Source organism: Streptomyces torulosus (assembly GCF_001419765.1).
Taxonomy (GTDB): Bacteria; Actinomycetota; Actinomycetes; order Streptomycetales; family Streptomycetaceae; genus Streptomyces; species Streptomyces torulosus.
In genome coordinates this window covers 1-4,518 of the sequence record NZ_LIRK01000192.1, presented here as the reverse complement: position 1 = coordinate 4,518, position 4,518 = coordinate 1, and the positions used below count along the sequence as shown (strand labels likewise).

Here is a 4,518-nt window from a genome sequence, read left to right as displayed (position 1 = left end):
CCACGGGAGTGGAGTCCACGATCCAGACATCGTCCAGCCATAGGTCGGTGTCTGCGGCCAGCGACCGGATGACCCGTTTGACCAGGGGCAGAGCGGCTCGCAGCCGCTTGTTGTAGGCGGGCCGCTGCGGCAGGTACGGGAACATCCCGTGCAGGTGGGCGTGGGCGAAGCGCAGCCAGCGGGCCTCGCAGTGGAAGCCCAGCACGGCCTGGGCCACCGCCAGGGTCACCAGCTCGGCATCGGTCAGTCGCGGCGGACGTCCGCGCCACCGCGGGGTCTTCAAACGGTCATCGACATGCACGTACAGTGCCGTCAAGAGGGTGTCTAAATCGGTCGTCACAACCCGATGTTGGACACCCTCCCTCCGTCTGAGAACCCCGCAATTGGAACTACTCGTCTAGCTCTTGGCGGCCGGCTTCCAGTCCTCGACGAGGAGGCCGAGGAGCACCTCGTCGAGGAACTCGCCCATCACCCAGGCCGAGGAACGCAGGGCGCCCTCGCGGACGAAGCCGTTCCGCTCGGCGGAGCGGAGCATCGCGGTGTTGTCGGACAGCGTCTCGATCTGGAGCCGGTGCAGGCTGCGCACGACGAACCCGTAGTGGCACAGCACGGCGACGACGTCGGTGCCGTAACCCTTGCCGCGGCAGGACGGCAGCAGCCCGAGCCCTATGTGGGCGCACCGGTTGTGGTTGTCGATGCCCCAGAGCGTCGCGGCGCCGACCAGGGTGTCGCCCTCCAGCTCCACCACGGAGAACTGGACGAGTCCGTCGTTCTTGCCGTCCACGAACAGCCGGGGGTCCTTCGAGTCGGGTGTGATCGGCCGCCACGGCCCGGCCTCGGCGCGCGCGGCGTTGGCCACGTCGTCGTAGAGCTCGGTCCGCAGGACCGGGATGTCGTCCTCGTACCGGGCCCTGAGCCCGACCTTGGTCCCCTTCAGCATGCGAGCTTCCTATCCGACCGCCCCGACCGGCGGCAAACCAATAAACGATCTCCGCGTCGGGGCGGGCAGGTCCCGCATCGCACGTGACGTCACCGTCCACCGCCGGACGTCCGGCTCGCCGCATGGCGATGGGGCGACTGGATCAGCAGGTCCCTGAGAAGGCGGCGCGCCTTGTCGTCCGGTCGAGGCCCCGACATGGCTCCGCCGCCGTCGCGATCGCGCCTGCGGAGCGCGCCTCGTTCGAGACCCGTGGTGGCCCGTGGAGCAGGCCCCGTTCGGAGCGGGTGGAGTGTCCCCCCCCCGTTCGAAACGGACGCCGTACCGGGCCACGGACACCGCGCGGCCCCCTCCCGCGCGATGGCTTCGCGCGAAGGGGGCCGCTTCTCCAAGGTCACCCGCTCCGGGGCCCGTTCATGCCCGCAGCGGGTTCGCCCGTACCGCTGCCATCAGGTACCAGGCCGTCGCCCCGGTGTGCCGGTACGGGTAGTAGCCGAAGCCGAAACCCGTGTCGAGGGGGCTGCTCGCGGAGACGATGCCGGAGCGTTCCGGGAGGGTACGGCCGCCGACCGTCTGAGCGGTGCCGAGGTGGTCCTGGGCGCGTTCGAGGGAGTCGAGCAGGCGTCGGGCTCGGTACTCGTCGCCGCGCGCCCCCCGGTCACGGAACGCGAGCGCCAGATGGGCGGTCCCCTCGAACCACACACCGTTGCGGTCCGGCTTGGGCTGGAACTCGGCGATCGGCTTGTCCTCGTCGGCGACGAGGCTCGCCGAGCTGAACGTGACCCCCTCGTACGACTGCCCGGCCGGCACCGTGCTGTTGCGGCGCTCGGAGTGGTCCAGGACGGCCAGTTCACCGGCCGCCCAGTCCAGGGACCGCGCGTGACGGCGCGAGTCGAGCGCGAGGTGCGTCCAGGTCTGGGTGTCCTCGGGGACGGGGGACTTGTTGACGGTGACCCCGTCGTTGGTGCCCGTGTAGAAGAAGCCGCCCGCCGGCTCCCACATCCGCCGCACGAACGCCTCCGCCCGCGCCGCGCGTTCCCGCCACACCCGGTCGCCGGTGAGCCGGGCGAGCCGCCCGAACAGGCAGACCAGGTCCGTGTTGTGCTCGGTCGACGTGAACGGCAGTTTCTCGTTCGCCCCGTTCACACCGAACTTGTAGCCGCCGAGGGGCTCGTCCGTACGGCCGGTGCGCTCGATCCACTCCCCGATCCGCACCGCCGCCGCGAGGAACCGCCGGGCCCGAGTCCGCCGCGCCAGCGCGCTCAGCGCGATCCCGGCCCACGCCATGTCCCCGACGGCCGTCCCCGTGAAGCCGAACTGCGTGCCGACGTTCGCGGTGCCGTCGGGCCGTACGAAGCCGTGCGGCTGCGGCACGCCGTCGAAGAAGACGTACGGCCCGACGTTGTATGCCTGCCGCAACCGGCCGTCGTCGTAAGCCGGGTCGTGCGCCTGGGCGTAGATCAGCGCGTCCCCGAGGGCCACGGCCCGGGTCTCGCCGTCCCGCGTGCGCACCGCCAAGTGGGCGAGGATCGCAAGGGCGTTGTCGTACGTGAACGCCGTGCTGAACAGGTTCGCCTGGTCGGTGTAGCTCTGCGTCAGCCGGACGGTGCCGTGGTCCGGGTAGGCGTCCATGGCGGCGGCGAGGAAGGACCGCGCACGCCGCCGGGCCGACCCGCCGGGAGCCTTGGCGGCGCCGGGCGCTTGCCTGGCGGGGACCCCGGGCGCCGCGTGGGCCGTGCCGGAGAGGCCGGTCGCGGTGAGCGCCGCCACGCCGAAGCCGAGCAGCGCGCGACGGCTGGGTGTCGGACCTGGTCTGCCGGTCATGGTTCTCCCTTGGAGTGCGGGGCATCAGGCGACACCTGACGTTTGAGAGCGCTCTCAAAGCGCGCGCCGCTCATTGTGCTGGCGCTCGTGATCCGGGTCAACGGCTGTGGCGCGCACGCCGGTTGGGACACTCGGCAGTCGGCCGCGCGGAACATGCCTTTCATGACTCGGCGTTCAGACTCAGAATGAGCACTCGGCGCTCAGCGGCGGAGCGCCTCCACCGGTTCGATGCGGGCGGCGCGCCACGCCGGGTAGAGGCCCGCGGCCACGCCCGTGGCGAGGCCGATCAGCGGGGCCGTCGTCACCACCAGCGGGTGGACCACGGGGGACCACTCCCGGCCCACCGCGACCGCCACCACCACGAGCACGCCGATACTGGTGCCGACCAGACCACCGAGGCCGCCCAACGCCCCGGACTCCGTGAGGAACTGCACGGTGACATGCCGGCCGCGCGCCCCGAGCGCCCGGCGCAGTCCGATCTCCCCGGTGCGCTCCAGCACCGAGACCAGCGTCGTGTTGGCGATGCCGACCGCGCCGATGACCAGGCAGATCCCGGCCAGGGCGAGGAACAGCTGGGAGAGGTCGTCGCCGACCGAGGTACGCAGCCCGCGGGGGTCGGGCGGCGGCACGGCCCGGATGTACTCGGGGTGGTCCGCCCGCAGCGCGACCGGTGCCTCCCGCGCGACCTGGCTCGCCGCGCCCAGCTCGGTGGCGATCAGCATCTCCGCCGCGCCCGGCTCCGGCGCCCCCCACAGCGCCTCGGCCGTGGCGGGCGGCACCATCACCGACAGCAGCAGTTCCGGGCGGCGTTCCACGTCGGAGAGGATCCCGGCGACCGTGAACGACTGGTCCCCGATGAAGACCGCCGGATCGGTGTCCAGCCCCGTGATGCCGAGGCGCTGGGCCACCGACCGGCCGACGACCACGACCGGCTCGCGGCGGTCGGCCAGGTGGTCGTCGTAGAGGCGCCCCTCGGCGAGGGTGGGCTGGGCGGCGCGCAGCGCCCGGGGGGAGGCGGCCCGGACGGGGGTGTCCGCGTGCACGCCGTCCACCAGCGGGGAACCGGTGACGCGCTGGCCCTCGGGCAGCTTCACCGGCCACAGCACGCCCGCCTCCCGTACTCCGTTGACGCGCCGGATCAGCTCCTCGGCGTCGGCGGGGAAGGCGTACTCGGCCATGGGGTCCTGCTCGACGACGGCGTCCTGAAGGGTCACCTCGGTGGCGGTCAGCGCGTTGAAACGGTCGTCGATCTGGGCGGACGCGGTGGCGGTCAGACCGAGTACGGCGACGAAGGCGCCCACGCCGAGCACGGTGCCGAGTGAGGTCAGGGCGGAGCGGGCCGGACGCTGGAGGACACCGGAGACGGCCTCCGCGAGCAGGTCCCGCCAGTGGAGACGCGACGGCGGCGGAGCCACGTCGAGGCCTCGATCGCGACGACCGCGACGACCGCTCCGCCGGAACCAGCTCGGCCGGATCATCCGCCGACTCCCCCGCCCCGCCCCATGGGCACGGGATCAGTGACCACCGTCGCGCCCGCGGCCACCTCCCCGTTCACGTCCACCCCCGCCTCCGCCTCCGCGAGGACGCCGTCCCGGACGGTGACCGTGCGGGTGCCGTGGGCGGCCACGTCTGGGTCGTGGGTGATGACCAGGACGGTCATACCGTCCGCGTTCAGGGCCGTCAGGAGGTCGAGGACCAGCGCGGTGTTGGCGGTGTCGAGGTTGCCGGTCGGCTCGTCGCACAGCAGGAGGGACGGC

The 4,518-nt window shown here is 72.5% G+C and carries 3 protein-coding genes and 2 pseudogenes; all 5 read right to left on the bottom strand.

What is annotated here, in order from left to right:
- Positions 1-340, bottom strand: a pseudogene (locus tag AOK23_RS14260) (IS982 family transposase); the annotation flags it as partial.
- A gap of 57 nt (positions 341-397) precedes the next feature.
- Entirely contained in the window at positions 398-940 is a 543-nt protein-coding gene (locus AOK23_RS14255; RefSeq protein ID WP_055713087.1) for a GNAT family N-acetyltransferase, read from the bottom strand.
- A 411-nt stretch (positions 941-1,351) separates the two neighbouring features.
- Entirely contained in the window at positions 1,352-2,761 is a 1,410-nt protein-coding gene (locus AOK23_RS14250) for a hypothetical protein (protein WP_055713086.1), read from the bottom strand.
- 200 nt (positions 2,762-2,961) lie between these two features.
- Entirely contained in the window at positions 2,962-4,239 is a 1,278-nt protein-coding gene (locus tag AOK23_RS14245) for an ABC transporter permease (protein WP_079049475.1), read from the bottom strand.
- A pseudogene (locus AOK23_RS14240) lies at positions 4,236-4,518 on the bottom strand (hypothetical protein); the annotation flags it as partial. The gene AOK23_RS14245 and the pseudogene AOK23_RS14240, both read right to left, overlap by 4 nt.